The organism is Stenotrophomonas sp. YJH_SMC_65 (assembly GCF_059369475.1).
This window is the reverse complement of the sequence record NZ_JCAFSR010000003.1, coordinates 283,893-310,053: the sequence shown is the minus strand read 5'-3', so window position 1 is coordinate 310,053 and position 26,161 is coordinate 283,893. Positions and strand designations below refer to the sequence as shown.

The window sequence follows — 26,161 nt, the reverse complement described above, 5'->3', positions numbered from 1 at the left end:
GCGTCGTGTCGCGTCTCTTCCCCTTCTTCGACACAAGGATCCCCCATGAAGCGCACCGCCACCGCCTCCCATCCTCCGACGCCGCGCCTGTTGTTCCGCAGCCTGCTGCTGGCACTGGCATCCCTTCCCTCCGGCGTCGCCCTGGCCGGTGATCTCGATGGCCAGACTGCGGAGGTCGGTGCTGGGGATCCGGTCGAAGCGTGGACGTTGAAGAACGGCTCGCTGCTGACCGTGAATGACGGCGCAACCCACAATCTGACCGCTGCTGACTCGACCGTGGTGCTGTCCAACACTAGTGTGGATGCGACGACGGCGGGCCCCGCTGTGCGCCTCTCCGGCGCCTCGGTCCTGGCGGCTCGATCGACGCAATTCAACGGTGGCGTCCATCTTGTCGACAGCAGCACCGCCTGGATCGAAGACAGCCAGATCTCCGTCGCGGCGGGAGCGGGCGTGCATCCCGGCATTGCCAGCGTAGGCATCGACCTCTCTCCTGCTGGGGGTGCCTTCCCACAGAACGCGTTCGCAACGGTGCGCAACAGCACCATCCGTGTCGAGGATGCGCCCGGTACACCTGATATCAACAGCGGGCTGGGCGTACGTCTGATGGGGGGCACGATCCATCTGGAAGGCTCCCGCATCGACGCCGACAACATGGCCGCACTGCTGGCGCCCTCAGCGGCTGGCCAGCCCCCGATCGAACTTCGTGTTGACCACTCCGTGCTCCAGTCCCGTCGCGGCGCCGCAATCCGCGTCGCACCGCGCGCGCCGGATGCCGAGTACCAGATCACCGTCGCGAACGGGTCACAACTTGTCGCAGGCGACGGGAATCTGCTGCTGATGAGTTCGTGGACCGGCAACCCTGTCGCCGCCGACAGTCGTGTCAGCTTCACAGTGGACGACGCGCGGCTGATCGGTGATGTCAGGCTCGATACGGCAACGGTTGCCAACGGCACGATCAACGTAACCCTGCGCAACAAGGCGCAGATCGACGGCCGCTTCCTCAACGTCACTTCGGCCAGCATCGACAGCGACAGCACCTGGCTGATGACCGGCGACAGCAATGTCGGCCACCTGGCGCTGGGCAACACCGGCACGGTGGCGCTGGGCAATGGCAGTACGTTCAACACGCTCACCGTGGATACCTTCGACGGGGCCGGTGGCACCCTGCTGTTCAACACCCAGCTGGGCGACGACAGTTCGGCCACCGACAAGCTGATCATCAAGGGCGACGCCAACGGCCAGGCCAACGTGCGTGTGCTCAATGCCGGCGGCGCAGGCGCCAAGACCGACAAGGGCATCGAGCTGATCCGTGTGGGCGGTGCGTCCAATGCGCAGTTCGACCTGCAGGGCCGCGCGGTGGGTGGGCAGTACGAGTACTTCCTGTTCAAGGACGCGACCAACGGCGGCTGGTACCTGCGCTCGGAACTTGCCGGGGCGCCGGATCCGTGTGTGATCGACCCGACGCTGCCGGAGTGTAAGCCGGTCGATCCGGTGGACCCGGTGGACCCGGTGGACCCGGTGGACCCGGTGGACCCGGTGGATCCGGTCGATCCGGTCGATCCGATCGACCCCACGCCGGTGTTGCGCCCGGAAGCCGGCGCGTACCTGGCCAACCAATTCGCGATGGACCAGCTGCTGCGCCATGGCTGGCGCGACCGTCAGGGCGGCAACACCTCCGCCATTGATGGCGTGCGTGGCTGGGCCCGCGTGGACGCTACACAGAGCAAGCTGTCGGCGGTGGAAGACCAGCTGGACCTGCGCGTGGACCGCTCGCGCCTGCAGCTGGGTGCGGACATCGGCGTGTTCGACAACGGCCAGGGCCGCGTGGGCCTGATGGGCACGCTGGCCAGGTCCGACGCCACCTCGCGTTCGCAGCTGACCGGCTACAGTGCACGCGGCAAGATCAACGGCGGCGCGCTGGGCGTGTACGGCAACTGGAGCAACGATGCACTGTATGTGGATGCCAGCGTGCAGCGCGGCCAGTTCCGCAACCGCGTGCAGGGCGAAGGCCTGGCCGAGGAACGCTACGACTCGGACATCTGGCAGAGCTCGCTGGAAGCCGGCTACCGCATTGGCATCGGCCAGATCGGCAGCACCGCGCTGAGCCTGCAGCCGGAACTACAGCTGACCTACACCGACGCCAACACCGATCGCCACGAAGAAGCCAACGGCACGGTGGTGCGCAGCCTGGGCGACAACGGCCTGTCCGGCCGCGTGGGCCTGCGCCTGCAGGGTGAAGGCCGCAGTGCCGCCGGTGCGTCGGTCAGCCCGTATGTGGTGGCCAACTGGTACCGCGATGGCGCCAGCAACGGCATGGCGTTCGATGATGAAGCGCTGAAGGCCAGCGTGCCGCGCAACCGCTACGAGTTGAATGCCGGTGCGCGCGTGGACTTCCGTTCCGGGCTGAGTGCGTGGGGTGGCTTCGGCGTGATGCGCGGTGACCATGGTTACCGCGAGGCGACGGCGAACCTGAGCATGTCGTACAAGTGGTGAGGTAGAAGCGCGTTCTGCTTTCTGTAGAGCCGAGCCATGCTCGGCTGCTTCTCGATGAGATTGTGATGAGCCGAGCGTCGGCTCGGCTCTACACGAATGTCGCGATTGCCACGCTGTGGCGTGCGCCGCACGATTGCAACGCTTTCGAACTTTCCAACAATTCTCATTGGCGGCACTGGCGCTTCATGCAAATCATGTAGCGCCACCGACCACGGGTGGCACGGGCTTCCAATCCCGTTCGGTTAATGTCGTTTACGCTTGCCTGCCGGCGTCGCCCTTTCCTTGTTGGGTGGCGTCGGCAGGCATTCTGTCCGCGCACCTATGGCGGGCGGTGCGTGGGGGCCTCGTGCCCGCCGGCGTTTGACGACGTTAGCCACCGGTATTGGAACCACGCACCGTCCGCCACCCTCGCTGTTAAGCAGGGTGGCCCCTTGCCGCTTGCACAAGGACGCCGCCATGACCGCTTCCCCTTACCCGCACCTGTTCGCCACCCTGGGCGAGGCCGCCACGCGCCTGCCCGATGACCTGGCCCGCACGCTGGAAGACACCTTCGTTGCGCTGCAGACCGGTAACAGCCCTGGCGCCATCACCCTGCAGGCCTGCCTGCAGTACATCCGCCAGGGCGATGCCGCCGATGGCCAGCCGTGGCCCGGCAGCAACCGCACACCCGGGCAGCGTTTGGCCTTGGCTCGAATCGACCGCGCCAATGCGGGGCTGAGTTTCCTGCTGGAATTGCTGCACGCCACCGAACGTGTGCGCGTGGACGGTGACGTCGATCAGCAGATGGGCGACGGCGCGCGCGAAGGGCTGTTGCTGGCCTGCCGTGGGCTGGCCGAGTATGTGGATGTGCAGTTGCGAGCAGCGTAAGCACCCAACAAGGAGAAGTGCGGGGTAGCGCTCAGTTCAGTTGCACGCTGCACGCAATTGCAACGATTCCGATGGCTCATCATCACAGGAGCACCAATAGTGCGCACTTCTTTCAGGGAGTGCCCGGATGCACAAGATGATGATTCCGCTTACCCGCTATGCCCAGTTCAGCGGGCGCGCCAGCCGCGGTGAGTTCTGGTGGTTCCAGTTGTTCGTCGTGATCTTGTTGATACCGTCGAATGTGCTGGGCTTCATTGCTGGCTACACCGGTTCAAGCACGCTGGCACTGATATCGACGGGCGTGGGCGCGTTGGTGTGGCTGGCGATCATCGTGCCGATGATTGCAGTGACCGTGCGCCGCCTGCATGACACCGACCGTTCAGGCTGGTGGTACCTGCTGATGCTGGTGCCGATTGTGGGCCTGGTGGTGCTGGTGTTCCTGCTGCTACCCGGCACGCCGGGCAACAACCGCTTCGATACAGCGGTTCCGCACGTGTAACCCCCCCGCGTTGGTGGGTGTCGACCTTGGTCGACCCGCTGTTGGCACGGGCGGCTGACACATCCGTGCCAACCAAGGTTGGCACCTACCAGAGCAACACCGAGGTATTCCCGCCTGGGTAGGTGTCGACCTTGGTCGACACGCTGTTGGCAGGGGCGGCTGACGCGTTCGTGCCAACCAAGGTTGGCACCTACCAGAGCAACACCGAGGTATTCCCGCCTGGGTAGGTGTCGACCTTGGTCGACACGCTGGTTGGCACGGCGCGTCTGACGCATTCGTGCCAACCAAGGTTGGCACCTGCCAGAGCAACATCGAGGTGTTCCCGCCTGGGTAGGTGTCGACCTTGGTCGACACGCTGTTGGCACGCGCGACTGACACATCCGTGCCAACCAAGGTTGGCACCTACCAGAGCGCACCAATGCGCCTACGCTTTGGTAGGTGTCGACCTTGGTCGACACGGAGTTGCCACGCGCGGCTGACACATTCGTGCCAACCAGGGTTGGCACCTACCAGAGCAACATCGATCTGACCCCACACCGGAAGCTTGGCACCCAGCAGTGCAGTACCGCTGCGGCTACGCGAAGTGCTGGTAACCGCCGTCGGCGGCTTCGCCATCCACATGCACGCCCTGCCCTTCGGCAATCCGACCGATGCGGGTGAGCGGCACGTCCAGCGATTCGGCGAGGTAGTGCAGTGCGTCGCGCTGGTCGGCGGCGGCGGTGAAGCACAGTTCGTAGTCGTCGCCCCCGCGCAGTGCGCAGTCGCGCGCAGTGTCGCGGCCGAGCAGCTCACGCAGCGCGTGCGAGATCGGCAGCGAATCGGCATCCACATGCGCGGCCACGTTGCTACGCGTGGCGATATGACCGAGGTCGGCCAGCAGGCCGTCGGACACATCCACCGCCGCGTGCGCGAAGGCCCGCAGGCGCAGGCCCAGGGTCACGCGCGGCGTCGGCCGCAGCAGGCGCAGGCGCAGGCTTTCGTAGTCGGCCAGCAGCGTGGCGGTGGCGATGCTCAACGCACCTTGTTGCCACAGGCGCAGCGCGCCGGCGGCATCGCCCAGCGTGCCACTGATCCAGATGTCATCGCCTGCCTGTGCGCGGTCGCGCCGCAGGGCCTGGCCACGCCCGACCTGACCCATCGCGGTCACCGACAGCGACAGCGGACCGCGCGTGGTGTCGCCACCGATCAGCGCGATGTCGTGCTGGTCGGCCAGGGCGAAGAAGCCATCGGCAAAGGCCTCGATCCAATCTTTAGACGCTTCCGGCAGGGACAGTGCCAGCGTGCACCACGCCGGGCGCGCGCCCATCGCGGCCAGGTCCGACAGGTTGACCGCCAGGGTCTTCCAGCCGATGTCGAAGGCAGGCGTCTCAACCGGAAAGTGCACGCCGCTGTTGAGCGTATCGGCGGTGACCACCAGTTGCTCGTTGGCACGCGGCTGCAGCAGCGCGGCGTCGTCACCGATGCCGAGCAGGATGTCGTCGCGCTCGAGGGTGCGGGCGCGGATGCGGTCGATGAGGGCGAATTCGGCCAAGGACATGGGGCGTTCTGCTTTTTTGTAGAGCCGAGCCATGCTCGGCTGCAGTTCGATCACGCGCCGCATTGCCGAACGCAACCGTGCGCTGCACGGTGAGCCGAGCATGGCTCGGCTCTACAGAAATCGGGTCAGTGACCCGATTCGACCTTGCGCCATTCCACGGCGGCACGATCCAGCACGCCGTTGACGTAGGTGTGGCCGTGTTCGGAACCGAAGCGCTTGGCCGATTCGATCGCTTCGTTGATCACCACGCGGTATGGCACGTCCAGGCGGTAGCGCAGCTCGTAGGCGGCCAGGCGCAGCACCGCGCGTTCGATCGCGTCCACTTCCTCGATGCCACGGTCCAGGTACGGGCCGAGCGCTTCGTCGATGTCGCGGCGGTTGTCGAGCACGCCGTGCAGCAGCGCCTCGAAGTACGCTAGGTCGGCGATTTCACGGGCCTGCTCGTGGGCGAACTGGGCGATCAGCGACTGTGCGTTGCCGCCGGAGATCTGCCAGGCGTAGATGGCCTGCACGGCACGACGGCGGGCGCGCGAGCGCAGCACCGGATCGACGCCATCGCGGCGGACGGGTTTACCGGAGGGCTTGCCCTGGGTGTTCTTGTTCATGGCAGTTGCTCCAGCAGATTGACCATTTCCAGTGCGGCGAGTGCGACTTCCTCGCCCTTGTTGCCGTGGCTGCCGCCTGCGCGCGCCTCGGCGTCTTCAACGCGTTCCACCGCCAGCACGCCGTTCAGCACCGGCACGCCGAAATCCAGCTGCACGCGCATCAGGCCTTCGGCGCAGCGGTCGGCCACGTGTTCGTAGTGGCGGGTGTCGCCACGGATCACGCAGCCCAGGGTGAGGATGGCGGCGTGTTCATGGGCGGCGGCCAGGCGCGCGGCCACCAGCGGCAGTTCCCAGGCACCCGGCACGCGGATCACGTCGATGTTGGCTTCGGTGATGCCGTTGCCGGCCAGGCTCAGGCGCGCGCCTGCGACCAGCGCGTCGGTGATGCGGGCGTTCCAGCGGCTGGCCAGGATGGCGAAGCGCGCCGACTCGGGAGTGCGAAGATCGCCTTCGTAGTGGCTCATATGCGGCTTGGGGACTCGATAAGGGGGTAATTCTAGCGTGGATGGGCCCCGGCCGTGGCTGGCGGGGGCCCGCAGGGTGTGCCGACCAACGGTCGGCACCCACCGGTGGCATGGGGCCGGCACCCACCGGTAGTGCCGGCGGCTGGCCGGCAATCCCCCATTACAGGGTGACCGTCTCCACCACTTCCAGGCCGTAACCGGCCAGGCCAACCTGGCGGCGCGGGGTGCCCAGCACCCGCAGCTTGCCCAGGCCCAGGTCAGACAGGATCTGTGCGCCGGCACCGTTGCGGCGCCACTGGCCCACATCCTTGTCCTTGCCCGGCACCACCGGCGCCGGCTGCTGGCGCAGGCGGGCCAGCAGGGCTTCGCCATCGCGCGGGGCCGACAGCACCACCATCACGCCAGCGCCCTCGGCATCGATCGCGCGCAGGGCATCGGTGGCCGCCACGCCGAAGTCGTCGCGGCGCCAGTGCAGCAGGTCGGCCAGCGGGTTTTCCACCTGCACGCGCACCAGGGTCGGGGTGTCCGCATCCGGCGTGCCACGAACCAGCGCGAAGTGCAGGTCGTGGGCGATGCGGTCGCGGTAGGTCACCAGCTTGAACGGACCGAATTCGGTGTCGATCTCGCGCTCGTCCACGCGCTCGACGGTCTTTTCGGTGGCCAGGCGGTAGGCGATCAGATCGGCGATGGAGCCCATCTTCAGGCCGTGCTCGCGGGCGAACACTTCAAGCTCCGGGCGGCGCGCCATGCTGCCATCCGGGTTCAGGATCTCCACCAGCACGCCGGCCGGTTCCAGCCCGGCGAGCATGGCCAGGTCGACGCCGGCTTCGGTGTGGCCGGCGCGGGTCAGCACGCCGCCCGGCTGGGCGATCAGCGGGAAGATGTGGCCCGGCTGGTGCAGGTCCGACGGCTTGGCATTGGGCTTTACCGCGGTGCGGATGGTATGCGCGCGGTCATGCGCCGAAATGCCGGTGGTGACGCCCTCGGCGGCCTCAATGCTGACCGTGAAGTTGGTCTGGAACTGGGCGGTATTGGCCTGCACCATCGGCGCCAGGCCGAGGTCGGCGGCGCGGCTGCGGGTCAGCGGCAGGCACACCAGGCCGCGGCCGTGGGTGACCATGAAGTTGATGTCCGACGGCTTGACCAGCTCGGCGGCCATGATCAGGTCGCCTTCGTTCTCGCGGTCTTCGTCATCGACGATGACCACCATGCGGCCCAGGCGGATGTCTTCCAGGATTTCCGGAATCGGGGCGAAGTTCATGCTGCGTCTCCCTGTGGGTGCTGACCGTTGCTCGGCACACCCATCAATCGCTCGACGTAACGGGCCACCAGATCGATTTCCAGATTGACCGCGCTGCCCACGCCGGTGGCGGAGAAGGCGGTGTTGGCCACGGTGTGCGGGATCAGGGCGACTTCGAAGCCTTCGTCGTCCACTTCGTTGACGGTGAGGCTGACGCCGTCCACGCAGATCGAGCCCTTCTTGGCGATATAGCGGCGCAGCGAGGCCGGCGCGGCGAAACGCCAGCGCTGGGCGCGCGCGTCTTCATGGATGGACAGCACCTGGCCGAGGCCGTCGACGTGGCCGCTGACCAGATGGCCGCCGAGGCGGTCGGTCGGGCGCATGGCGCGCTCCAGGTTGATGACCGCGCCCTCGCCCAGCTGGCCCAGCGTGGTCAGGCCCAGGGTCTCGGTGGAGGCATCGGCCTGGAAGCTGCTGGCGTCGAACGCGATGACGGTGAGGCAGACACCGTTGATGGCAATGCTCTCGCCCATCTGCACGTTGTCGAACGGCAGATTCCCGACGTTGAAGGTGAAGCGGACATCGCCGCCGATGGATTCGCGTGCGGCCAGACGGCCGACGCCTTCGATGATTCCAGTAAACAAGTAACGTTCTCCGCGAAAAGTGAGCGAAAAACGCCGCAAGGCAAACAGGCGGGCGCAGGGCCGCGAAGGCCCTGTGGCACCGTCTTCTTTCATCCGGACTATGACCGTCGGCTCCGGCATTGGACCGGATCTGCTGACCCCCGGCCGTGGGCCGGGGCGCTCGCGGGCTCGTGCTTGCGCACCTACCGCCGGTGGGGAATTGCACCCCGCCCTGAAGACGTTTGTGTACCGGCGAACCGGCGTGGCTAGTGTACCAGCCCGTGCTGAACGGGGTGGGGATGACCGGGGTCGGATCCCTTTCCGCAGGCAAGGGCTCTGGCCCCGGCCCTCTCGAAATCGCTACGGGTCAGAGCCGTTTCCCGACGGAAAACGGATCTGACCCCGATCCAGGCCCGCTCGCACTCTGATGACCGGGGTCGGATCCCTTTCCGCAGGAAAGGGCTCTGACCCCGGGTCCCCTCGAAATCGCGGAGGGGTCAGAGCCGTTTTCCGACGGAAAACGGATCCGACCCCGATGCAGGCCCGCTCGCATTCTGATGACCGGGGTCGGATCCCTTTCCGCAGGAAAGGGCTCTGACCCCGGGTCCCTCGAAATCGCGAGGGGTCAGAGCCGTTTTCCGACGGAAAACGGATCCGACCCCGATGCAGGCCGGCTCGCACTCTGATGGCCGGGGTCGGATCCCTTTCCGCAGAAAAGGGCTCTGACCCCGGCCAAGCCAGACCAGCTTGTGACGGCCGTCTCTCGCATTTTGTAAAACTTTCATTAAAATCCGCAGCGGACGACATGAGGTCGCCACGGGCAGCCGCGAGGGCAGGCCCGCCAATGGACTGAAATTCACAGGAATTCCCATGCGCAAGATCCTGATCGTGGCCGCCCTGCTGGCCGCTGCTCCGTTCTCGGCTTCGGCCGACGCCCTGAGCTACACCTACGTGGAAGGTGGCTGGACCCAGGTCCAGGTTGACGACAACGTGCTGGACGACCCGAAGGTCGACGGTGGCTACCTGCGCGGCTCGGTCGCGCTGGCCGAGCAGGTCTACGTGTTCGGTGGCTGGTCGCGCACCAGCAAGACCCGCCACTACGGCGAAGACTCGCTGAAGCTGGAACTGAACCAGCCGGAGCTGGGTATCGGCTACCACATGCCGTGGACCGACCGCCTGGACTTCACCGCCGATGCCGCCTGGGTGCGCCAGAACGCCGAATCGACCCTGCGCTACGACGGCGTGCGTTACCACGGCAAGGACCACACCAACCTGGGCCGCGTCACCATGGGTATCCGCGGCAAGCCGTCGCGCATGACCGAAGCCTGGGCCAAGGCCGGTTACATGGATGGCGGCAACAACTACAAGGGCACCTGGGTCGGTACCGTCGGCGGCCAGGTCAACTTCACCAAGACCTGGGGTGTAGTGGGCGAGATCGCCGGCTACCGCGACGTCACCCAGTACTCGGTCGGCGTCCGCGCCAGCTTCTGATTTACCGATCGCTCCTCGTCGTGCGATCGAACGGGCCCCGCAAGGGGCCCGTTTTTTTTGGGCCCGCGCGCGTCGGCAGGCGGCCACAGGCACCAACGGGCCTGCGCAAAGATGCGCTACGCTTGCGCGCCTCTGGAACAGGAAACACCGTCATGAAGACTCCCTTGCGTACCCTGCTGGCCAGCGCCCTGCTGGCGGCCCCGCTGCTGGCCGGCGCCGCCCCGGCCACACTGACGCCCGAACAGGCTTTCGACCTGTACGCACGCGTGCTGCTGGAAGATGACGCCGTGGCGACCCGCGCGCTCAACGATGCACTGAAGCCGGCGTTCGAAGGCCAGGACGCGGTGACCCCGAACCCGGGTGCGCTGGCCAAGGCGCTGGCCGATCCGTGGCAGGTCGTGCTTGCCAGCACCGGCGCAAAGGCCGACGCGGCCGCCAGCGAAGCGCTGTATGCCAAGGCCCTGCGTGATTCGAAGTGCCGCGCCAGCAAGAGCGTGATTGAAGACAACGAGTACGTGGAAGACCAGAAGCTGGCGCGCATCACTTTCAGCTGCCAGGTGCCCGACCTCGGCAAGGTGCGCCCGCTGTTCGCCGCCAGCCTTGCAGCCGACGCCAGCCCGGCCGCGCGCAGGCAGTTCACCGACGCCTACACCCAGGCGCTGCAGAGCGGTGCGCGCGTGCCGGTCAGCGGCACCTTCACCCTGTACCCGGCCAAGGACAACGGCTACTGGTACAGCGGCAACTTCGACGATCTGGTGGGTACCGTGACCGGCGCGCTGGCACCGTTCGAGGACTGGATGCAGGACGCGCAGGCGGCCAGCGCACCGAAGGTGACCGGCGTACCCGGCTGTGACCTGCTGCTGCAGCAGCACCGCGCCTGCGTGGCGAAGATCGCGCCGGACCAGATCAGTGGCGTGGATGCCATGACCGAGGAACTGAAGGCCAAGGCGAAGGTGAAGTCAGCCGAAGACATGACGCAGGAATGCAAGGCACTGCGCCCGATCGCCGAGATGATGTGGACCGACGAATGCGCGTGAGCGGGATGTAACGCCGAGCCTACGCGCTGCCCAGCGTTGCCGACGGCAAGGGCAACTGCATTTTCAGAACCCTTGCATGGCCCTGCGCGGCCTGCATGGTCAATGCTGTTGCCCTCTTCCACCAGGGCAACCGCATGAAACACCGTATGACGTCGACCGCGCTCATGTTGCTGGCGCTGATGGTGTGCTGGCAGGCCGAGGCGTCCAGGTTCAAAGCCACGAAGATCATCGTCGTCCAACCCTCGGTCGCCTTCGAGTCAACGCAGCTGAGCGACAGGCACCTGGATGCGTGGATGAGTGAGGATGATCACTGCCGCGACTTCCTGATGTACCACGACCAGTGTGCCGTGCTGGTACTGCCGGATGAGTACGACGACGGTTTTACGCGTCGCCAGTTGCGGTTCAAGGCGAGGCAACTGCCGGGCGAGGCGCTCGGCGCGTACTGCCGCGACCTGCATGTGCTGTGGAAGCAGCAATGGAAAGGCCAATGCCCCGTTGGCGAAGAAGACGACGAAGCGGCCTGACGCCATGGGCGTAGCCCCCTGCCCTGCGTCATTCCTTCATGGGCGCAGCAGCAGCCTGTTGTCCTCGCCGACCTGGCGCTGGTCAACCACGCGCAGGCGACGCTGCTGGTCCATGGCATCGATGCCGAGGCCAGCCAGCAGCGGGCGGCCGTTGTCGCCCAGCAGCGTGGGCGCCTGATAGAGCAGAAGCTCATCGACCCAGCCAGCGCGCAGCAGCGCACCGGACAGCGTCGCGCCGGCTTCGGTGTGCACTTCGTTGATGCCGCGCTCGGCCAGCAGCGCCAGCACCGCGCCCAGGTCCAACCGCCCCTCTGCGCTGGGCACGCTGGCGAATTCGGCGTCGGCCGCGTCCGGTGCGCTCACCGCCGCAGCGTGCAGGTACAGCGTCGGTGCCCCGCCCTCGCGCACGCGGCTGCATTCGAGCGAGCGCAGGCGCGAATCCAGCACCACACGCAGTGGTGCCATCACTTCGGTATCGGCCAGGCGCACGGTCAGCATCGGGTCGTCGGCCAGCACCGTGTCGGCGCCGGTCAGGATCGCACCGGCGCGCGCGCGCCAGTGCTGCACGTCCTCGCGCGCGGCCGGCCCGGTGATCCACTTGGAACTGCCATCGGCCATCGCGGTACGGCCATCCAGGCTGGCGGCCAGCTTCACCCGCAACCACGGCCGATTGCGCTCCACGCGCGACAGGAAGCCCTTGTTGAGCTCGCGCGCCTGCACCGCCATCAGCCCTTCGGCGACGTCGATGCCGGCATTGCGCAGCAGATCGAACCCACCGCCATCGACCTTCGGGAATGGATCACGCATCGCCGCGACCACGCGCGACACGCCAGCTTCGATCAAGGCCAGCGCACACGGTGGCGTGCGCCCGTAGTGGGCGCAGGGTTCCAGGGTGACGTAGGCGGTGGCACCGCGTGCTTCGCCGCCGGCCTCGCGCAGGGCGAACACTTCCGCATGCGGGCCACCGGCGCGCTGGTGCCAGCCCTGCCCGACCACGCGTTCGCCGTGGGCGATCACGCAGCCGACCATCGGATTGGGGCGGGTGGTATAGGCGGCACGCTCGGCCAGGCGCAGCGCGTTGGCCATGTGCAGGTGGTCGAGGACGGAGAACGAAGTGGTCATGCAGCCATGGTAACGCCGCCGGTGTTGATCCATGCCGTCAGTGCCAACCAACGGTTGGCACCCACCAGTGAATGCGGCCACCGGTGCCCACCAAGGTTGGCACCCCCAAGGCAGAGGCAGTCAGCCCTTCTTCTTCTTGGTCAGGGCGATCACATCGCCCAGCAGCTGCAGCTGTTCGGTACTGGACGGCAGGTCGCGCTCGAGCTTCTCGATCTCCTCGCGGAAATCGGCCACGTCCTCGAAGCTGCGGTAGACCGAAGCGAAGCGCACGTAGCCGACATGATCGAGCTTGCGCAGTTCGTTCATCACGAACTCGCCGACCTTGATCGAGGGCACTTCGCGCTCGCCGCTGATGCGCAGCTGGTGAACCACCGCACGCACCGCTGCTTCGATCTTGTCTTCGGCCACCGCACGCTTCTGCAGCGCGCGGTCGAAGCCAGCGCGGACCTTGCGCTGGTCGAACGCCTCGCGCGTGCCATCGCTCTTGACGATGGCCGGCAGCTTCAGTTCGACCGTTTCCAGGGTGCTGAAGCGCTCGCCGCAGGCTTCACATTCACGCCGACGACGGATCGTCGCGCCGTCTTCAGAGACGCGCGAGTCGATGACCCGGGTATCGGCATGTTGGCAGAAGGGGCAGTGCATGGAACGCCTGGCTCAGGAAAGTACCTATTGCCACGGTCATGGCAGCGTCGCAAAGGTACCTGAGAAAGGGCGCAGCGGCAAATGCTGTCTGCGCGGAAGTACCTGCATTTCGGCCAACCAGAGCGTCCAGTGAGGTCAGCAGGACCAGACGTTCAACCAGGTGCCGACGGCACCGGGGCCGCGCGTGCCCAGCGCAGCCACGCCAGGTGCCCGGCCATCACCAGCAGCGGCGGGCCGAACCCAAGGAAGGCCAGGGTCGAGATTTCCCCATGCTTGAAGGTGAAGTACAACGCGGCGGCGACCACGGCCAACGCGGCCAGCACCCCCAGCGCAAGGCCGACCCAGGCGACAACCGGTGATTGGCGCAGGCCGGCAACACCGCGCCACAGGAACAGGCCGCTCAGCCACAACCACGACAGCAGGCCGATGATTCCAGCCGACGACCACAGCAGCAACCACGTGTGCTCGTCGCCCGTCAGGTACTTGCCGTCCCATACGACCATCAGCCCCAGCACGGCACCCGTGCCGCCTGCCGCCACGGTGGGCAGGCCCACCAGCAGGCCGGCGATCGCCATCCAGCGTTTGTGCAGACGCTCATCCATGCGTTCGATTTCCTTCCATGGGCCACGTCATGCGCGGCGTTTGATCCACACCAGCATCGCAGCCGGCACCAGCATCGACGGGCCCAGCAGCAACAAGCCGATGCCTTCGGCATGCACGGCGATGCCCCACCACAGCGCCAGCCCCAGCGGGAGCAAGGCGGCGAGACCGCCCGCCAGCAGCATCCACCACCAGAGGCGGTGCACGTGCAGCCCGGCACGCCCCTGCAGCAGAAAACCCGCGCTGAGCCACAACCAGGCCAGGCAACCGGCAATGCCGGCCAGGCCCCACAGCGGCATCACCGTCACCGAGGCCAGCGTGCCATGACCGAACTGGCCCAGCCCCATCAGCAGCAGCATCGTCGCCGCCGCGCCGCCCATCACCAGGCTGGGCAGGCCAAACAGCACCGCCAGCGCGGTGTACAGGTACTTGAGGTGGCGCTCATCCACGCGGGCCTACTCCTCTGATCGCGCCGGGCCGGATGGCTCGCCCAGGGCGTCAGCACGCAGCCGCAGGAGGATCAACGTACCGGTGGGCACCAACAGGGACGGCCCGGCGAACAGCCCGCTGAGCACGGACGAACCCAGCTCGGCGAAGTAATACAGCGCCATCGCCAGCAGGGGCAGGCCTGCCAGCACGCCCAGGCCCAACAGCAGCCACCAGCGGCGTGATGCCATGTGCAGCCCGCGTGAACCATCGCGCAGCCAGACGATGCTGAGTGCGACCCAGGCCACGAGGCCGGCGATCCCGCACGATCCCCACGCGAGCATGCCGGCGGCAAACCACAGGTTGTCCGCGTCCAGCGAGACCAGCCCGATCACCCCCATGACCACGGCGATGCAGGCGCCGGCACCGCCGAAGAACAGGCTGGGCAGGCCGAACAGCACCGCCAGTGCGATGTACAGGTACTTGAGGCGGCGCTCATCCATGCGCGGGATTCCTGATGACGGGGTCAGAGCCCTTCCCTGCGGGAAGGGATCCGACCCCTGCGTCGATCCGGAAGGCGGGGTCGGATCCCTTTCCGCCAGGAAAGGGCTCTGCCCCCACTCTCCGATCAGCCGTAGACCGGGTACTTGCGGCACTGCGCGCTGACGGCGTCGCGCACGCGGGCGATGACCGCGTCATCGTTCGGTGCGTCGAGCACGTCGGCGATCCAGTTGGCCAGATCCACGCAGTCCTGTTCGACGTAGCCACGGGTGGTCACCGCCGGCGTACCCAGGCGCAGGCCCGAGGTCACGAACGGCGAACGCGGGTCGTTCGGCACCGAGTTCTTGTTGACGGTGATGTGGGCCTTGCCCAGCGCGGCTTCCGCGTCCTTGCCGGACACGTCCTTGCCGATCATGTCCACCAGCATCAGGTGGTTCTGGGTGCCGCCGGAGACGATCTTGTAGCCACGCGCGATCAGCGTATTGGCCATCGCCTGGGCGTTCTTCACCACCTGCTGCTGGTAGGCCTTGAAGCCCGGCTCCAGCGCTTCCTTGAAGGCCACGGCCTTGCCGGCGATGACGTGCATCAGCGGACCGCCCTGGATGCCCGGGAACACGATCGACTGCAGCTTCTTGACCAGGTCTTCGTCGGCGCCCTTGGCGATGATGATGCCGCCGCGCGGGCCGCGCAGGGTCTTGTGGGTGGTCGAGGTGACCACGTGGGCGTGTTCCAGCGGGCTCGGGTAGACGCCTGCGGCGACCAGGCCGGCGACGTGGGCCATGTCGACGAACAGGTAGGCGCCGACCTTGTCGGCGATGGCGCGGAAGCGTGCCCAGTCGATCACCTGCGAGTAGGCCGAGAAGCCGGCCACGACCATCTTCGGCTTGTGCTCCAGGGCCAGGCGCTCGACTTCGTCATAGTCGATCAGGCCCTGGTCGTTGACGCCGTACTGCACGGCGTTGAACAGCTTGCCCGAGGCATTGACCTTGGCGCCGTGGGTGAGGTGGCCACCGTGGGCCAGGCTCATGCCGAGGATGGTGTCACCCGGCTGCAGCAGGGCGAAGTACACGGCCTGGTTGGCCTGCGAACCGCTGTGCGGCTGCACGTTGGCATAGTCCGCATCGAACAGCTGCTTCAGGCGGTCGATCGCCAGCTGCTCGGCGATGTCCACGTATTCGCAGCCACCGTAGTAGCGCTTGCCCGGGTAGCCTTCGGCGTACTTGTTGGTCAGCTGGCTGCCCTGGGCTTCCATCACCGCCGGGCTGGTGTAGTTCTCGCTGGCGATCAGCTCGACGTGGTCTTCCTGGCGCTGGGTCTCAGCGGCGATGGCCTTGGCCAGTTCGGGATCGTAGGATTCGATGCGGACGTCACGCGGGAACATCGGGTACTCCAGCAGGCAGGGAAAAGGGGTACGGCTCAGCCCTCGATTGTAGCTCCGCACTGGCCCGCTGGGGCCGAAACGGACGGGGCCGGCATCCCCGAAGGAATCCGGCCCCGTATGGTTTCGATCGATAGTTGTGGGGTCAGAGCCCTTTCCGTTGGAAAGGGATCCGACCCCGGCCGCGATCCTCAGCGACTGAGCACGTACTGGGCGATCACACCGGTGGCGATGGCCACCAGCAGCATGTTGCCGCGATCATCCCGTATCCACTGATGGCCGTACGGCGGGCGGCGCAGGTTGTAGCGCGGGTAGTCGTTCACCACGTAGACCGGGCCGCGGTAGTAGTCGCGGTAGCGGTGGCCGACCTTCCAGCCATAGCCCGGGCCATAGGCCGGGCGATAGACCACGCGCGGCGGTGCAGGGCGGTAGTAGCGATCATGGTCACGGTGCCAGTCGCGGCGGTCGCGTTCCCAGTCGCGCCGGGCCTCGCGGCGGTCGCGCTCCCAGTCGCGGCGGTCCTGGCGCCACTCACGGCGATCCTCGCGCCACTCGCGGCGGTCGTGGTCGCGGCGATGGTCGTTGTCGGCGAAGGCCGGGGTCACGGCGCCCAGCGCCAGCACAGAGGCCACGGCGCCGGCCATTACTCGATTGATGCGCATGTCAGACCTCTGCTTGGGTGGGTGGTGAGCCCATATTGCGCAACCGATCTGAACCGTTTCCGGCTGGAAACGCTTCCCGCTGCAGGACTGTGACGGAGTATTCAGGCCACGGCCAGCCTGCACGGCTCCGGCCGGGCGCGGGCCGGAACCGGTTCCGGCTATAATTGGCGGTATTCCATTCCAGTCTGTGCCCGCTGCCGCAACGGGATGTTCCCGTGACGGGTCGGGCGCAGGGCCGCGCCTACGGAGACCGCATGTCCTCGCAATACATCTACACCATGAACCGCGTGTCCAAGGTGGTCCCGCCCAAGCGGCAGATCATCAAGGACATTTCCCTGTCCTTCTTCCCGGGCGCGAAGATCGGCCTGCTGGGCCTGAACGGCGCCGGCAAGTCCACCGTGCTGAAGATCATGGCCGGCGTGGACACCGATTTCGAGGGTGAAGCCCGCCCGCAGCCCGGCATCAAGGTCGGTTACCTGGCGCAGGAACCGGAACTGGACCCGAACAAGACCGTGCGCGAGTCGGTCGAGGAAGGCGTGGGCGAAGTGCTGCAGGCCCAGGCCGCGCTGGAGGCGGTGTACGCCGCCTACGCCGAGGAAGGCGCCGACTTCGACGCGCTGGCCAAGGAACAGGAGCGCCTGGAGGCGATCCTGGCCGCTGGCGACGCGCATACCCTGGAAAACCAGCTGGACGTGGCTGCCGATGCGCTGCGCCTGCCGCCGTGGGATGCCAAGATCGCCAACCTGTCCGGCGGTGAAAAGCGCCGCGTCGCACTGTGCCGCCTGCTGCTGCAGAAGCCGGACATGCTGCTGCTCGACGAACCGACCAACCACCTCGACGCCGAGTCGGTGGAATGGCTGGAACAGTTCCTGGCGCGCTATACCGGCACCGTGGTGGCCGTCACCCACGATCGCTACTTCCTGGACAACGCCGCCGAGTGGATCCTGGAACTGGACCGCGGCCGCGGCATTCCGTGGAAGGGCAACTACACCGAATGGCTGGTGCAGAAGGATGAGCGCCTGAAGCAGGAAGAGAACCAGGAAAAGGCCCGCCAGAAGGCGATCCAGAAGGAACTGGAGTGGTCGCGCCAGAACGCCAAGGGCGGCCGCTCCAAGGGCAAGGCCCGTCTGGCCCGCCTGGAAGAGCTGCAGTCGCAGGATTACCAGAAGCGCAACGAGACCAACGAAATCTTCATCCCGCCGGGCGAGCGCCTGGGCAACATGGTGATGGAGTTCAAGAACGTCTCCAAGAAGTTCGGCGACCGCCTGCTGATCGACAACCTGTCGATGCTGATTCCGCCGGGCGCGATCGTCGGCATCATCGGCCCGAACGGCGCCGGCAAGTCGACGCTGTTCAAGATGATCACCGGCCAGGAGAAGCCGGATTCGGGCGAGATCGTGATCGGCCCGACCGTGCAGCTGTCCTACGTGGACCAGAGCCGCGACAAGCTGGAAGGCAACCACAACGTCTTCCAGGAAATCGCCGGTGGCCTGGACATCCTCAACATCAACGGCATCGAGATCCAGTCGCGCGCCTACATCGGCCGCTTCAACTTCAAGGGCCAGGACCAGCAGAAGATGGTCGGCTCGCTGTCCGGTGGTGAGCGTGGCCGCCTGCACATGGCCAAGACCCTGCTGCAGGGCGGCAACGTGCTGCTGCTCGACGAACCGTCCAACGACCTGGACATCGAAACGCTGCGTGCGCTGGAAGACGCGCTGCTGGAGTTCCCGGGCAACACCTTCGTGATCTCGCACGACCGCTGGTTCCTGGACCGCATCGCCACGCACATCATCGCTTTCGAAGGCGACTCGCACGTGGAGTTCTTCCAGGGCAACTACCGCGAGTACGAGGAAGACAAGAAGCGTCGCATGGGCGACGATGCCGCGCCGAAGCGCCTGCGCTTCAAGGCGCTGAAGTAAGAAAGGAAGAACGGCCGCGCTCTGCGCGGCCGTTCTGCATTCGGGTAGGTCACGACCGTTGGTCGTGACACCTTATTGTTGCGAGACGCCCCATGTCCCTGTTCGAACGCCTGTTCCAGCTGCAGCAGCACGGCACCACCGTGCGCACCGAGCTGCTGGCCGGTGTCACCACCTTCCTGACGATGTCCTACATCGTCTTCGTCAACCCGGAAATCCTCGGCACCACCGGCATGGATGCGGGTGCGGTGTTCGTGGCCACCTGCCTGGCCGCTGCGCTGGGTTCGGCGGTGATGGCGCTGGCGGCCAACTTCCCGGTCGGCATGGCACCGGGCATGGGCCTGAACGCGTTCTTCGCCTTCACCGTGGTCGGTGCCGCCGGCCTGCCGTGGCAGCAGGCACTGGGCGCGGTATTCATCTCCGGCCTGGTGTTCCTGGTGCTGTCGCTGACCGGTGTGCGGGCGTGGCTGGTGTCGGGCATTCCTTCGTCGCTGCGCTCGGCGATCGTGGCCGGCATCGGCCTGTTCCTGGCGATCATCGCGCTGCAGAAGTCCGGCGTGATCGTCGGCAATGAAGACACGCTGGTAGCGCTGGGCCCGTTGAATACGGCGCCGCCGCTGCTGGCACTGGCCGGCTTCCTGCTGATCGCGGTGCTGGAAGCGCGCCGTATCCGTGGCGCGATCCTGATCGGGATCCTGGCGGTGACCGGCGCGGGCTGGGCATTGGGCGACGTGCAATACCAGGGCCTGGTCTCGCTGCCGCCGAGCCTGGCGCCGACCTTCCTGCAGCTGGACCTGCCGGGCCTGCTGCACCACAACGGTGGCGCGCCGATCGCCGTGTTGCTGCAGGTGGTGCTGGTGTTCGTGCTGGTGGAAGTGTTCGATGCCACCGGCACCCTGTATGGCGTGGTCGGTCGCGCCGGACTGCTGAAGCTGCCGGGCGCGCAGAAGCGTTTCGGCCGCGCCCTGCTGGCCGACAGCACGGCGATCGTGGCCGGTTCGCTGCTGGGCACCAGCAGCACTACCGCGTTCGCTGAAAGCGCCTCGGGCGTGCAGGTGGGCGGCCGCACCGGCCTGACTGCACTGGTGGTGTCGGCACTGTTCCTGGCCGCACTGCTGTTCTCGCCGCTGGCGGCGATGGTGCCCGGCTATGCCACCGCACCGGCGCTGCTGTTCGTGGCCGGCCTGATGCTGCGCGAGCTGGTGGACGTGGACTGGAGCGACCTGACCGAATCGGTGCCGGCCGCACTGTGTGCCCTGGCGATGCCGTTCACCTACTCCATCGCGAATGGCCTGGCGTTTGGCTTCATCGCGTATGCGGCGCTGAAGGCCGGCACCGGCCGCTGGCGCGAAGTGCATCCGGCGGTGTGGCTGGTGGCGGTGCTGTTCGCGCTGCGCTACGCGTTGGAATAATCGGGGCGCGATGCCGGCCAGCGGCCGGCACTACCGGATGGTGATTCACCTGCCACCCGGGGCACGATGCCGGCCAGCGGCCGGCACCACCCGGCGCGGGGTTCACCTCCCACCCACGGTGCTCTGGGATGATGCGGCCATGGTTCGGCCCGACCTTCCCACGGATCCGTCTTCGCCGTTGCGCCGCCGGTTGCTGCGCGCGGCAGTGCTGGCGCCGTTGGCCGCTACGCTCGCCACCCTGCCCGGCTGTTCGCTGCCGGTGCAGGTGGATGGCACCTTCCTGCAGCCCTGGCGCAGCCATCTGCAGTGGGGCCCGGCCGACTGGCAACGTTCGTTGAAGCTTGCCCACGCGCTGGGCTGCCGGCAGCTGGTGCTGCAGTGGACCGGCATCGTCGGTGGCAGCGATGGCGACTGGTCGCTGCCGGACAGCAACCTGCAGCAGCTGTTCACCGCGGCCAGCGAGAACGACATCCGCATCCGCGTTGGCCTGCCCTTCCAGCAACGCTGGTGGCAGGCCATCGGCGCCGACGACGCCACGCTGCAGGCGTTCCTGGCCGACAGCCTGGCGCACGCGCGCAGCTGGTTGGCACAGGCGCCGTGGGCGCAGCAGCCCGCCTTCGGCGGCTGGTACCTGCCCTACGAACTGGAGCAGTTCCACTGGGCCGATCCGGCCCGCCAGCAATGGCTGGCGCAGTGGCTGCACGGGCTGGCGCAGGCCGCCAGCGCGCGCGGCGGTGACTGTGCGATCTCCTGCTACTTCAGCCGCCTGCAGACCGACGGCGACCTGGTCGCGCTGTGGCAGGCGGTGCTGGCACGGGCCGCGCTGCGGCCGATGGTGCAGGACGGCGTGGGGGTGGCCGGCGCCGGCAACGTGCAGCAGCTGCAACCGCTGCTCGGCCATTTCCGGGCACAGGGCATCGGGTTCGATGCGATCGTCGAACTGTTCCGCGAACTGCCCGGCAGCCCCGTCGACGGCAGCGCGTTCAAGGGCGAAACCGCAGATGCCGCGCGCATCCAGCGGCAGCTGGCGTGGGCGCACGACAGCGGTGCGCAGCACGTGCTGGTCTATGCACTGGAGCCGTGGCTGACCCAGGACACGCCGCAGGCCGCGGCGCTGCGACGACGTTGGGGCCTGCCTCAGTAGGAGAGGATGGCGGTGGCGAACAGGCCCTTGGCGCGCTGCGTATCACCGCCGCCGATCGCGAAGCGGTACTGCACGGTCAGGTCCAGGTAGGAACGCGGCGTGTTGTAGTGGTCTTCGCGGAACCAGTAGCGCACGCCCACGCCCGGCCCTGCGCCGAGTGACCAGCTACGCCGCGTATCGTTGAGTGCGAACGACTGCGCCGGGAACAGCGGGTAGCGGATGTCGCGCACGCGCGAGCGCTGGTCCAGCCAGTCCGCCCCCACCACCACATACGGCGTGACCACCCAGTGGGTCTGCCCGGCACCAAAGCGGAAGCTGCGGCCGGCACGCAGTTCACCGGCAGCGAACCACTGTTCGCGATGCAGGCGCCCGTTGGCATCGCCCACCCGGCGCACCGGCGTGCCATTGGCATCGAGTGCGTCGAGGGTGAAATGCGCGCTGTTGTCATCCCACGTGTAACCGCCCTGCGCGTAGCCACTGACCATCCACCACTGATTCACGTCGGTGCGCAGGTCGGTGCCGTGGTAATAGCCGTAGGTCAGGTAGGACATCCAGCCACCGGAACCGCTGGCCAGGCGGTAGCGGGCCAGTGTGCTGGCTTCCAGTGGCGGGTTGCGGGCCAGCTGCAGGCTGCATTGCACGGCCGCCGAAGCGGGGTAGACATCGCCCGTGCGGGTGGCGCTGCCGAGGAACTGGCGACGCTCGATGCCGGCGCTCAGGCCGGTCTGGCCGAAGGCGTAGCGCAGGCCGAACGAGGCTATGGTGGACGGCCAGCCGGTGGTGGAACGCGAGCGGCTGAGCCGTTCGGCGCGCGCGCGTGCATCGGGCGTCGATTCGCCGGTGCACGGGTCCACGGCGCGGATCGACTCGTAGGTGCCACCCTCGTCGTACAGGGTGTTGAGCAGCCGCGCGTAAAGCTCCAGCGTGCCGTGCTGGTCATTGAAAGCCGGCGGGCGCCAGAACGCTTCAAGCGTGCTGAACACCGAATCACCCGGCGTACTGATCGCCGCGCCGCCGACATTGGTCGCCGCCTGGCGCGCGCCACGGAAGCCGGCCGAGGCGATCACGCCCCACTCGCGCGAATAGTTGGCGATGGCATTGCGCACGTTGTGGCGCTGGTGCGCATCCAGTGGCAGCTCACCGGCATCGGCACGATCAATGGCCGTCCGCAGCAGGGTCACCGCCTGCGGGTGATCGCCGTTGGCCGCGCTGGCGTAGGCCTGGTCAAGCACCACGCCCTTTGGTGCCCTGCCGGTGGCCTCGGCGGCACGGAAGTCGGCCAGTGCGCGCGCCGGCTCGTGCGCCTTCTGGTTGAGGTAGCCGCGCTGCATCAGCGCCTCCGCATCGTCAGGGCGCTGTGCCAGCGCCGCATCCAGGCGCTGCCGTGCTTCGTCCTGCTGCCTGCGGTTGCCTGCCGCCAGCGTGGTGGTCAGCAGCCCCTGCAGGCTCGCGTCGTCCGGTGCGAGCTGCACGGCCTGCCGCGCCTCGCCGATGGCCTCGGCATAGTCCCGGCGCGCGTAGGCCGCGTAGGCACGCTGTGCGGCACCACCGTCGCCCTGCAGGTCGGCCGGCATCAACTCGCAACGGTTGCCGCTGTCGCCAGACTGGCAGTGCTGGAACGGCGCCGGATAGGTCTGCGCGCTCAAACGCGGACGCTCGCGACTGGAACGGACCGCCTTGGCGCGCTGCTCGATGCCCTGCTGCAGCAGCTGCTGCGCGCGTGCATCGCTGGCATCTGCTGGCAATGCCGCGCGCAGCGGCGCCAGCAGTGCAGCCGCACGTGCGCGATCCCCAGCGGCCAGGGCCGCATCCACCGCCAGCAGGCGCACGTTGCGCTGCTGCGTCGCTGAGCCCGGCATGGCAAGCGCGGCGTCGAAGTCCTCGTTGGCGAGCAGGCTGTTGCCCTGGCGCTGGCGCAGGTAGCCGCGCATCACCCGCGCATTGAGATCCTGGCCGTCGGCCTGCAACGCCTGGTCGGCACTGCGCTCGGCGTCGGCCAGCTGCCCCTGCTGCAGCTGCGCGGTAATCAGCAGCAACCGGTACGTCGCCACCTCCGGTGCCAGCTCGACAGCGGCACGTGCCTGCGCAACGGCCGCCGCATCATCCTGCGTGGACAGCGACCGGTACGCCTGCTGGGCCTGCAGCAGCGCGCGCTGTCGATCCAGCGCCACGCGCTGTGCGCGCAATGCCTCGACATTCGGCGCGCCCAGCTGCAGCGCGGTGGCAATGGCGGCGTCGGCCTGTTCGGGCTGCTGCTGTGCCTCCAGCGCGGCCACCCACAGCATCGCCCAGGCGCCCTGCGTTGGCTGCTGCCGGAAGGCCTGCTCGGCCTTGCTGGCTGCCTCTCCCATCCGCCCGGCGTCATAGGCGGCGTAGGCCTCGGTGGCCAGCGCGTAGGCCTGCTGCCTGGCGCGGTCTGCGCCGCTGCCAGCCACGCGCGGTGGGGAGGGTGCACGCCCGCTCCTGGCATCCGGGGGCGTGCTGCGCGCAGCGGTGGCAGCGGCCAGCGCCGGCAACGCCGGATCCTTCAACCCCGCATCCAGTGCACGACGTGCCTGCTGCTGGGCCTCGGCACCCCGCCCCAGTTTCTGCAGCGCATAGATCTGCAACAGGCGCAGCCGCACCACGTCCGGGCGCAGCCGGATCGCTTCGGTGGACTGCCGGTAAGCCGCCGGGTAGTCACCGCGCTCATAGGCGGCAAACGCCTGCTCGGCGACGCGGTAGGCCGCACCGGACAACGGCAGTGCTGCATCGGCCTGGGCCAGCACCGGCGCGGCCGCCGTGGCCAGTGCCACGGCAATGACGGAGGACAGCAGCGTGGTCTTCATGCCGGCAAGGCTCCGGGAGGCGGCGACTGCAGCGCGGCCGCACGCCGGCGCTGTTCCTGCATGGCCTGGGCCACGGCGTCTTCGGTGGTGATGCCCTGCTTGACCAGGTAATCGCCGATGCGGCCGTCGCGCTGCGGCTTGTACGCGTCCAATGCGATCTCGAAGCGCGCGTGGTCGATCAGGCGCATCTCCACCAGCAGGTCGCCCAGCAGGGGCACGTTGTCCAGCTGCCAGTGCCGGTCGCCGCCGATCAGGCGCAGGCCTGCGTTGATTTCGCTTTCGCGGGCAATGCTCTGTTCGATGTGCTCGCTGCGGGTTTCCTGCTTCAGCAGCGCCAACGCTTCTTCGGGCAATGGGCTGGCCACGGCCAGCCGCAGGGTGCCCTGCTGGCGCGGTGGCAGCGGCAACATGCGCCATTGCACGCAGGCATCGGCACTGACCGGGAAGTGGCAGGCGCGCAGGTAGTCCACGTCGATCACCGCACGAGGCAGGTCGCCCTGGAAGGCGATCGCCTCGGCCAGCGTTTCATCATCCAGCCACCCCTGGGTGAGCAGGATGCGGCCCAGTGGCTGCTGCCGGCCGGCGTGCTGCTGGTCCAGCGCCTGCTGCAGGCGCTCCGGCTCCACCGCCTGCCAGGTGGTCAACAGCTCGCCGAGCTGCTTGCGCGTCTGCACCAGCTGCGCCGCATCCGGGAAGTCGTGCATGGTCTTGTCCCAGACCATGCGCTTGCCGAACAGCAGGTAAGCCAGGAACACCTTCCACGCACGCGCGGTGGCCATGAAATTGATCATGTTGCCGACCACCATCCGCGGGATCGACATCAAGGCATGCTCCCAGCCGTACAGCCGGTTGACGAAGTAGAAGCGCTGCACGACGCGGGTGGCCAGCGCTGCGGTGGTCAGCAGCGCGACGTTCATCTGCCAGGTACCGGCCTGGAACACGCTGGGAAACTGCATCGTCCACACCCCGGACATCTTCAGCAGCCAGAACAGCAGCAGCTGCAGGAAGATGAGGTAGGCAATGATGCTGACGAACGAGGTGATGATGCCCTTGCGGTCGCGCGCCAGCAGGTACTTGGTGGCCAGCGAGCCACGCCAGCCCAGCGACTCCCAGCTCTGCAGGCCGATGCCCAGCACCCAGCGCGCCTTCTGCCGGTACGAGGCACGGAAGTTGTCGGGGAAGTACTCGCGCACGCACAGCGCCATCTGCTGGGTGCGCTCGCGCACCGGCCCCCAGCCGAACCAGGACGGGCGACGCACGCGGAACTGCACCGGGAAGCGGGCGAAGATCGACTGCATGCCCATCGCCGCCAACCGCGCACCGACGTCATAGTCCTCGGTGAGGCTGTCGGTGTTGAAGGGCTGGTTGCCGGTCTGCGCGCTCAGCGCCAGCAGCGCGCGCCGCGAGAAGCAGGTACCGACGCCCGCCGATGGCACCATGCCGGAAACACTTTCACGCACGACCAGATCCTTGGCGTGCCATTCGGCGAATTCGTCCATGTAGACACCGGCAACCAGCTCATACCACTCGCGGTCCAGCGAGGTGACCGGCAGCTGGATCATGTCCTTGCGCGGCAGCAGGTAGTTGTAGAAGCGCAGTTCCATCGGATGCAGCACGTCCTCGCTATCGTGCAGGATCACCCCGGCGAACTCGATGTCGTGGCGCTTCTCGTAGTCGAAGATCGCCAGGATCAGCCAGTTCAGGCAGTCGGCCTTGCTGGTCGGCCCGTCGTGCGGCACTTCCACGCGGCGCAGGCGCTTGTAGCGGCGACGCATGCGCTCGACCTCATCGATGGTCTGCTGGTCGTTGGGATAGGTGCCGACGAACACGACGTACTCGCGGTAATCGAGCACGTTGATCATGTTCTCCACCATCTGCGCGATGACGTCGTACTCCATCCACGCCGGCACCATGATCGCCAGCGGCTGCTGCGGGCGCTGCAGCAGGTCGTCCTGGGTCAGCGGCCGGTAGGCATCGCGGCGCTTGATCGTGAGCGCGCGCCAGCTCTCGCGTACCCAGTACCAGACATCGATGAACAGGTCATCGAGGCTGGAGATCAGGATCAGCACGGCCACCGCAGCCGCCGTGGTTTCCAGGGCGGCGTAGTAGTTGGCCAGCTGGATGTTCCAGAACAGACCGTCCACGGTGGA

Annotated in this window: 23 protein-coding genes and 1 riboswitch; of the genes, 9 read left to right on the top strand and 14 right to left on the bottom strand. The window is 67.3% G+C overall.

The features are described from left to right. Positions 1-45 precede the first annotated feature (45 nt). From AC5P7A_RS07360 to AC5P7A_RS07350, 3 genes are all read left to right on the top strand, one after another. Positions 46-2,493, top strand: coding sequence for an autotransporter family protein (locus AC5P7A_RS07360; RefSeq protein ID WP_495219999.1), 2,448 nt, complete (start codon positions 46-48; stop codon positions 2,491-2,493). 456 nt (positions 2,494-2,949) lie between these two features. Next, a complete protein-coding gene (locus AC5P7A_RS07355) occupies positions 2,950-3,360 on the top strand; it encodes a hypothetical protein (protein WP_495219998.1) in 411 nt (136 codons plus the stop codon). 127 nt (positions 3,361-3,487) lie between these two features. Then, on the top strand, positions 3,488-3,859 hold the full coding sequence (locus tag AC5P7A_RS07350; RefSeq protein WP_495219997.1) for a DUF805 domain-containing protein: 372 nt from the start codon (positions 3,488-3,490) through the stop codon (positions 3,857-3,859). Positions 3,860-4,433: 574 nt separating this feature from the next. On the opposite strand, the gene thiL is transcribed toward AC5P7A_RS07350, so the two are convergent. The 5 genes from thiL to AC5P7A_RS07325 form a co-directional block, all read right to left on the bottom strand. After that, the gene (gene thiL, locus AC5P7A_RS07345; protein ID WP_495219996.1) at positions 4,434-5,396 is read right to left on the bottom strand and encodes a thiamine-phosphate kinase; all 963 of its coding nucleotides are present in this window, start codon (positions 5,394-5,396) and stop codon (positions 4,434-4,436) included. 125 nt (positions 5,397-5,521) lie between these two features. After that, positions 5,522-6,001, bottom strand: a complete 480-nt coding sequence (gene nusB / locus AC5P7A_RS07340; RefSeq protein ID WP_005408062.1) for a transcription antitermination factor NusB — start codon at positions 5,999-6,001, stop codon at positions 5,522-5,524. After that, on the bottom strand, positions 5,998-6,465 hold the full coding sequence (gene ribH, locus AC5P7A_RS07335; RefSeq protein ID WP_005415267.1) for a 6,7-dimethyl-8-ribityllumazine synthase: 468 nt from the start codon (positions 6,463-6,465) through the stop codon (positions 5,998-6,000). Before ribH ends, nusB begins: the two co-directional genes overlap by 4 nt. Positions 6,466-6,625: 160 nt before the next feature. After that, on the bottom strand, positions 6,626-7,726 hold the full coding sequence (gene ribB, locus AC5P7A_RS07330) for a 3,4-dihydroxy-2-butanone-4-phosphate synthase (RefSeq protein WP_014645922.1): 1,101 nt from the start codon (positions 7,724-7,726) through the stop codon (positions 6,626-6,628). Further along, entirely contained in the window at positions 7,723-8,349 is a 627-nt protein-coding gene (locus AC5P7A_RS07325; RefSeq protein ID WP_049442184.1) for a riboflavin synthase, read from the bottom strand. Before AC5P7A_RS07325 ends, ribB begins: the two co-directional genes overlap by 4 nt. 77 nt (positions 8,350-8,426) lie before the next feature. After that, positions 8,427-8,572: riboswitch (FMN riboswitch) on the bottom strand. Between the two features lie 626 nt (positions 8,573-9,198). Between AC5P7A_RS07325 and AC5P7A_RS07320 the strand changes: the two genes are divergently transcribed. The 3 genes from AC5P7A_RS07320 (at position 9,199) to AC5P7A_RS07310 (ending at position 11,380) form a co-directional block, all read left to right on the top strand. Then, positions 9,199-9,819, top strand: coding sequence for a hypothetical protein (locus AC5P7A_RS07320; protein WP_014645920.1), 621 nt, complete (start codon positions 9,199-9,201; stop codon positions 9,817-9,819). Positions 9,820-9,971: 152 nt separating this feature from the next. Further along, a complete protein-coding gene (locus tag AC5P7A_RS07315; protein ID WP_014645919.1) occupies positions 9,972-10,856 on the top strand; it encodes a hypothetical protein in 885 nt (294 codons plus the stop codon). A gap of 146 nt (positions 10,857-11,002) precedes the next feature. Then, positions 11,003-11,380, top strand: a complete 378-nt coding sequence (locus AC5P7A_RS07310; RefSeq protein ID WP_014645918.1) for a hypothetical protein — start codon at positions 11,003-11,005, stop codon at positions 11,378-11,380. A 36-nt stretch (positions 11,381-11,416) separates the two neighbouring features. Here AC5P7A_RS07310 and ribD read toward each other — a convergent pair whose 3' ends face one another. The 7 genes from ribD to AC5P7A_RS07275 all read right to left on the bottom strand — a co-directional run bounded on the left by ribD (position 11,417) and on the right by AC5P7A_RS07275 (position 16,711). Continuing rightward, the gene (gene ribD, locus AC5P7A_RS07305) at positions 11,417-12,502 is read right to left on the bottom strand and encodes a bifunctional diaminohydroxyphosphoribosylaminopyrimidine deaminase/5-amino-6-(5-phosphoribosylamino)uracil reductase RibD (RefSeq protein ID WP_049442182.1); all 1,086 of its coding nucleotides are present in this window, start codon (positions 12,500-12,502) and stop codon (positions 11,417-11,419) included. A gap of 120 nt (positions 12,503-12,622) precedes the next feature. After that, on the bottom strand, positions 12,623-13,144 hold the full coding sequence (nrdR, locus tag AC5P7A_RS07300; RefSeq protein ID WP_010481984.1) for a transcriptional regulator NrdR: 522 nt from the start codon (positions 13,142-13,144) through the stop codon (positions 12,623-12,625). A 152-nt stretch (positions 13,145-13,296) separates the two neighbouring features. Further along, on the bottom strand, positions 13,297-13,746 hold the full coding sequence (locus AC5P7A_RS07295) for a hypothetical protein (RefSeq protein ID WP_032962449.1): 450 nt from the start codon (positions 13,744-13,746) through the stop codon (positions 13,297-13,299). Positions 13,747-13,773: 27 nt separating this feature from the next. Next, complete coding sequence (locus AC5P7A_RS07290) at positions 13,774-14,193, bottom strand: hypothetical protein (protein ID WP_049442181.1); 420 nt, start codon at positions 14,191-14,193, stop codon at positions 13,774-13,776. Between the two features lie 6 nt (positions 14,194-14,199). Beyond that, positions 14,200-14,673 (bottom strand): hypothetical protein, encoded by a 474-nt coding sequence (locus AC5P7A_RS07285; protein WP_049442180.1) that lies wholly within the window; start codon positions 14,671-14,673, stop codon positions 14,200-14,202. A gap of 125 nt (positions 14,674-14,798) precedes the next feature. Next, a complete protein-coding gene (gene glyA, locus AC5P7A_RS07280) occupies positions 14,799-16,052 on the bottom strand; it encodes a serine hydroxymethyltransferase (protein ID WP_014645914.1) in 1,254 nt (417 codons plus the stop codon). A gap of 188 nt (positions 16,053-16,240) precedes the next feature. Continuing rightward, positions 16,241-16,711, bottom strand: a complete 471-nt coding sequence (locus AC5P7A_RS07275) for an RcnB family protein (protein ID WP_049408719.1) — start codon at positions 16,709-16,711, stop codon at positions 16,241-16,243. Positions 16,712-16,965: 254 nt separating this feature from the next. Here AC5P7A_RS07275 and ettA point away from each other — a divergent pair, with 254 nt between their 5' ends. The 3 genes from ettA (at position 16,966) to AC5P7A_RS07260 (ending at position 21,183) form a co-directional block, all read left to right on the top strand. Further along, positions 16,966-18,630, top strand: coding sequence for an energy-dependent translational throttle protein EttA (gene ettA, locus AC5P7A_RS07270; protein WP_005415249.1), 1,665 nt, complete (start codon positions 16,966-16,968; stop codon positions 18,628-18,630). 92 nt (positions 18,631-18,722) lie between these two features. Further along, positions 18,723-20,039, top strand: coding sequence for an NCS2 family permease (locus AC5P7A_RS07265; RefSeq protein WP_032962452.1), 1,317 nt, complete (start codon positions 18,723-18,725; stop codon positions 20,037-20,039). Between the two features lie 139 nt (positions 20,040-20,178). Beyond that, complete coding sequence (locus tag AC5P7A_RS07260) at positions 20,179-21,183, top strand: DUF4434 domain-containing protein (RefSeq protein ID WP_495219995.1); 1,005 nt, start codon at positions 20,179-20,181, stop codon at positions 21,181-21,183. Here AC5P7A_RS07260 and AC5P7A_RS07255 read toward each other — a convergent pair. Together AC5P7A_RS07255 and AC5P7A_RS07250 are read right to left on the bottom strand one after the other, a co-directional pair. Then, positions 21,177-24,011, bottom strand: coding sequence for an NfrA family protein (locus AC5P7A_RS07255; RefSeq protein ID WP_495219994.1), 2,835 nt, complete (start codon positions 24,009-24,011; stop codon positions 21,177-21,179). The two genes, AC5P7A_RS07260 and AC5P7A_RS07255, sit on opposite strands and share 7 nt — an antisense overlap. Then, a complete protein-coding gene (locus AC5P7A_RS07250; RefSeq protein ID WP_197606345.1) occupies positions 24,008-26,155 on the bottom strand; it encodes a glycosyl transferase family protein in 2,148 nt (715 codons plus the stop codon). The genes AC5P7A_RS07255 and AC5P7A_RS07250 overlap by 4 nt, the downstream gene beginning before the upstream one ends. Positions 26,156-26,161: the final 6 nt, after the last annotated feature.